Raw genomic sequence first — 4931 nt, forward strand, 5'->3', positions numbered from 1 at the left:
TCGTCGCCCAGTGCCTCGTCGAGCGCGGCCTCGTACAAACCCCCGCCGAGGCCCGCGAGCGCGTCCGCCCCCAGCGCGCTCCGGGGGCCCGGCCCCACGCCCCCGGCCCCGGGGACCGCCCCCCCCGGCGGGGCCCGGCCCCGCGCGCCGCCCCCCCCCTCCGCGGAAGAACAGCCGAAGTCCAGGTGTCGTCGCCGACCCTTGGGATCGGACTAGCGCTCGACCTCGCCCTTGATGAACTTCTCGACGTTGGCCTGGGCCTCGTCGTCGAAGTACTGCACCGGCGGGGACTTCATGAAGTAGCTCGACGCCGAGAGGATCGGGCCGCCGATACCGCGGTCCTTGGCGATCTTCGCGGCGCGCAGGGCGTCGATGATGACGCCGGCGGAGTTCGGGGAGTCCCACACCTCGAGCTTGTACTCGAGGTTCAGGGGGACGTCGCCGAACGCGCGGCCCTCAAGGCGGACGTAGGCCCACTTGCGGTCGTCGAGCCACTGGACGTAGTCCGACGGGCCGATGTGGACGTTCTTGTCACCGAGCTCGCGGTCGGGGATCTGCGAGGTGACGGCCTGCGTCTTGGAGATCTTCTTCGACTCGAGGCGGTCGCGCTCGAGCATGTTCTTGAAGTCCATGTTGCCGCCGACGTTGAGCTGCATGGTGCGCTCAAGACGGACACCGCGGTCCTCGAACAGTCGCGCCATCACGCGGTGCGTGATGGTGGCGCCGACCTGGGACTTGATGTCGTCGCCGACGATCGGGACACCGGCCTCGGTGAACTTGTCGGCCCACTCCTTGGTGCCGGCGATGAAGACCGGGAGGGCGTTGACGAAGGCGACCTTGGCGTCGATGGCGCACTGGGCGTAGAACTTCGCCGCGTCCTCGGAACCGACGGGGAGGTAGCAGATCAGGACGTCGACCTGACGGTCCTTGAGGACCTGGACGACGTCGACCGGGGCCTCGGCCGACTCCTCGATGGTCATGCGGTAGTACTTGCCCAGACCGTCCAGGGTGTGGCCGCGCTGAACGGTCACGCCCGCGTTCGGGACGTCACAGATCTTGATGGTGTTGTTCTCGCTGGCGCCGATGGCGTCCGAAAGGTCGAGGCCGACCTTCTTCGCGTCGACGTCGAACGCGGCGACGAACTCGATGTCGCTGACGTGGTAGTCGCCGAACTGGACGTGCATCAGACCGGGGACCTTGGCCGCCGGGTCGGCGTCCTTGTAGTACTCGACGCCCTGCACCAGCGAGGCGGCGCAGTTGCCTACGCCAACGATGGCTACGCGAACCGAACCCATTCCGGTTGCTCCCTGTTTGTTCTCGGACGAGGTCTGCGAGATGCAGGCCTCATTTTGCAGTTTCGTCGGACGGACCGGGTCGTCTCTGATCCCGTCCCGCCCGCTCACTCTCGATGAGCTCGTTCAGCCAGCGCACTTCACGCTCGACGGACTCCATGCCGTGGCGTTGCAGCTCGAGCGTGTAATCGTCGAGCCGCTCTCGGGTGCGGGCGAGCGAGGCGCTCATCTTCTCCAGGCGCTCTTCGAGCCGGCTGCGACGGCCTTCCAGGACCCGCATGCGCACTTCTCGTTCGGTCTGGCCGAAGAAAGCGAAGCGTGCGGCGAAAGACTCGTCCTCCCAGGCATCGGGGCCCGTGTGGGAGAGGAGCTCCTCGAAGTGCTCCTTGCCTGCCGCCGTCAACCGGTAGACGATCTTGGCGCGGCGCCCTGCGAGTGAAGCGGCGAGAGCGTCTTCCGGGGCATTGCCCGGCTCTTCGATCAACCAGCCGTTGGTGACGAGCGTCTTGAGGCAGGGATAGAGCGTCCCGTAACTGAACGCTCTGAACACCCCCAGTGAGGTGTTGAGCCGCTTGCGCAGCTCGTAGCCGTGCATGGGGGATTCGCGAAGCAGGCCGAGTACGGCGAACTCGAGGATGCCTGAGCGCCTGCTCATCCGCCTGCCCTTCCTCCGCCTCGGAGTTTTTATGTCGAGCTGATGTATCGGCTCGATACATCCAGACGATAGAACGGGCCACCCCCGGCTACAAGTCACGACACGGTGATCGGCGTCACATCCTCATTTCGGCAGGGGCAAGTTGCCTGGTTTGGGATGAACTTCGGCACTGATTAGCTTTTGGGCGTGCGTAGTCTGTGCGCCATGACACCGGGGGGACCGGAACTCAACTGCCGCTTCCAGGCCACTCGCCTGCCCGAGGAGTAGTCGTTCGATGAGCGAGCACCGCCGCAAACCGCAACAGCCCCAGGGTGGCGGCCGCGCCGCGGCCCGTAAGGCTGCCCAGCAGCGCCCCGGAAAGGGCGCAGGATCCGGACACGACGTCCCCACCTCGTCACCGAGCGGGCCGTATCCGGAGCAGCCGGGGCGCGGAAGCAGAGCCGGCAATCGGAGACCTGCCGGACGCGGACCGGAGGGACGGGGCCGGGGCGCCGCCAAGACCGGCCGCGGCACGGGCCGCCCGGACAAGCGGTTCATCAACTACCCGCGCTCGGACAAGGCCGGCTGGAAGCGTTTCGTCCCGTCTTGGAAGCTCGTCAGCGGCACGGCCTTCGGCCTCTTCGCGATCATCATTGCGGGTGCCGGCATCGGTATCGCCATGGTGAACACCCCCGACGTGAACAAGACGGCCGCGGCGCAGAACAACGTCTTCTTCTGGGAAGACGGCACCCAGATGGTGGCGACCGGTGGATCCGTGAACCGCCAGATCGTGCCCATCGGGAGCATTCCCCGGTCGATGCAGAACGCCGTGATCGCGGCGGAGAACGAGTCCTTCGAATCGGACAAGGGCGTGGACCCGATGGGTATCGCCCGTGCCGTGTGGAACATGGCCAAGGGCGGGTCCACCCAGGGCGGCTCGACGATCACCCAGCAGTACGTGAAGAACACGTACCTGGACTCCGACCAGACGCTCAAGCGCAAGGTCACCGAGCTCTTCATCTCGATAAAGCTCGGTGTGAGCGAGGAGAAGAACACGATCCTCGCGGGCTACCTGAACACCGCCTACTACGGACGCGACGCGTACGGGATCCAGGCGGCCTCCCGTGCCTATTTCGGCAAGGACTCCGACAAGCTGGACCCGTCCGAGAGCGCCTTCCTCGCCTCCGTGCTCAAGGGCCCCAACCTCTACAACCCCGACGGCGGCATCGGCACCGCGGCCACTCCCGAGGCGAACAAGGCTCGTGCCGAGAAGCGCTGGGCCTGGGTGCTGGACCGTGAGGTCACGGTGGGGCGCATGCCGCAGTCCGAGCGGGACCAGTTCAAGAAGTTCCCCGCGCTCATCGATGCCCCGCAGGCCGCCGGCATGTCCGGACAGATCGGCTACATGGTCGAGACGGCCAAGACCTACATGACGAAGACCAAGGGCATCACGGTCGATGATCTGGCCAAGGGCGGCTACCAGATCCACACCACCTTCCAGAAGCCGAAGGTGGACGCACTGGTCAAGGCCGTCGAGGAGACCCGCGACGGGCTGATCGACGAGAAGAAGCGGCCCAAGACCGACACCTTCGTCCAGTTCGGCGCTTCTTCGGTGGACGTGAAGACCGGAGCCATCGTCGCCCTGTACGGCGGTCCGGGCATGGACAAGAAGTACTTCAACAACAACGCCAACACCTACGGTGTCCAGGTCGGCTCGACCTGGAAGCCGTTCGTGCTGGCGGCGGCCATGGAGTACGGCACGCAGAACTCGAAGGGCGCGGGGATCTCGGCCGACAGCAAGTACATGGCCAACGACCTCACGGTGATCAACAACCGTGACGGCAAGCCCCTTCGCGACGGCTCCGGCAAGCCGTTCAGGCAGAAGAACGAGAGCCCGACCGACTACGGCTACGTCACGCTGAACGAGGCGATGGAGAAGTCCATCAACGTCCCGTTCGCCCAGCTCGTCTTCGACGTGGGCCACAGCAAGGTCAGGGACGTCGCCAAGGCATCGGGCATCCTCCCGGAGACGATGGACCCGAACGACAACGCCTCCTTCGCGCTCGGCACCTCGACCCCCAGCGCCATCCGGATGTCCGACGCCTACGCCACCTTCGCCGCCTCCGGCACCCACCACGAGCCGTTCTCCGTGACCAAGGTCGAGAAGGACGGCAAGGAAGTGCCCGGCTTCGAGGCGCCCAAGGCGCAGCAGGCCATGGACAACTCGATCGCGGACAACGTCACCAAGGTCCTTCAGAACGTCGTCGAGAACGGCACCGGTACCAAGGCGAAGAAGCTCGGCCGGCCGGCCGCGGGCAAGACCGGTACCACCGACGACAACATGTCGGCCTGGTTCGTCGGCTACACGCCCGAGCTGTCCACCTCCGTGACCCTGTTCCGCTCGGACCCCAACGCGGAGAAGAAGAAGCTGATCTCGATGAAGGGCGTGGGCGACATCCCGTCCCTCCACGGTGGTGACATCCCCGCCGAGATCTGGGTCAAGTACATGAAGGAAGCGCTGAACGGCGTCCCGGAGAAGGACTTCCCGGAGCCCGACAAGATCGGTGTCGTCGCGGACGTTCCCGGTGCTGCCTCGCCCTCCCCCTCGGCGGCCCCGTCCACGTCCCCCTCTCCGTCGACGTCCGCGTCGACCGGGCCGTCCCCGTCCCCGACCCCCTCCAAGGGCGGAAAGCCCTCCTGCCGGCCGTGGGAGATCTGCAACCCGGATCCGAGCCCCAGCGGACCCGTCTCGCCCTCGCCCTCGCCCAGCAAAACGGGCGGCAAACCGGGCGGCACGACGATCGGCGGCGGCAACGGAGGCAACGGGGGCAACGGAGGCTTCCCGACGATAGGGGGGGCCACGGGCGGCGGCTGATCCCGCCACCCCGAGGCAAGGCCGGAGAGGGGGGGGGGGGGGGGGGGGGGCGCGCGGCGCGGGGGGGGGGGGGCGGCGGGCGGCGGGGTTGGCGTGGCGCGGTTGTCGATTCCGTGCGTGACTCCGTCCC

Annotated in this window: 3 protein-coding genes; 1 reads left to right on the forward strand and 2 read right to left on the reverse strand. The window is 67.0% G+C overall.

Annotated elements, in window-relative coordinates; genetic code table 11:
* Positions 1-212: 212 nt before the first annotated feature.
* Both ACFXDJ_RS00510 and ACFXDJ_RS00515 read right to left on the reverse strand, forming a co-directional pair.
* Positions 213-1295, reverse strand: a complete 1083-nt coding sequence (locus ACFXDJ_RS00510; protein WP_384663578.1) for an inositol-3-phosphate synthase — start codon at positions 1293-1295, stop codon at positions 213-215.
* Between the two features lie 49 nt (positions 1296-1344).
* Positions 1345-1947 (reverse strand): PadR family transcriptional regulator, encoded by a 603-nt coding sequence (locus ACFXDJ_RS00515; protein WP_327253820.1) that lies wholly within the window; start codon positions 1945-1947, stop codon positions 1345-1347.
* Between the two features lie 274 nt (positions 1948-2221).
* Here ACFXDJ_RS00515 and ACFXDJ_RS00520 point away from each other — a divergent pair, with 274 nt between their 5' ends.
* On the forward strand, positions 2222-4801 hold the full coding sequence (locus tag ACFXDJ_RS00520) for a transglycosylase domain-containing protein (protein WP_384663580.1): 2580 nt from the start codon (positions 2222-2224) through the stop codon (positions 4799-4801).
* The last annotated feature ends 130 nt before the right edge of the window (positions 4802-4931 follow it).

The sequence above is a fragment of the Streptomyces sp. NPDC059443 genome (assembly GCF_042750105.1).
Classification (GTDB): domain Bacteria; phylum Actinomycetota; class Actinomycetes; order Streptomycetales; family Streptomycetaceae; genus Streptomyces.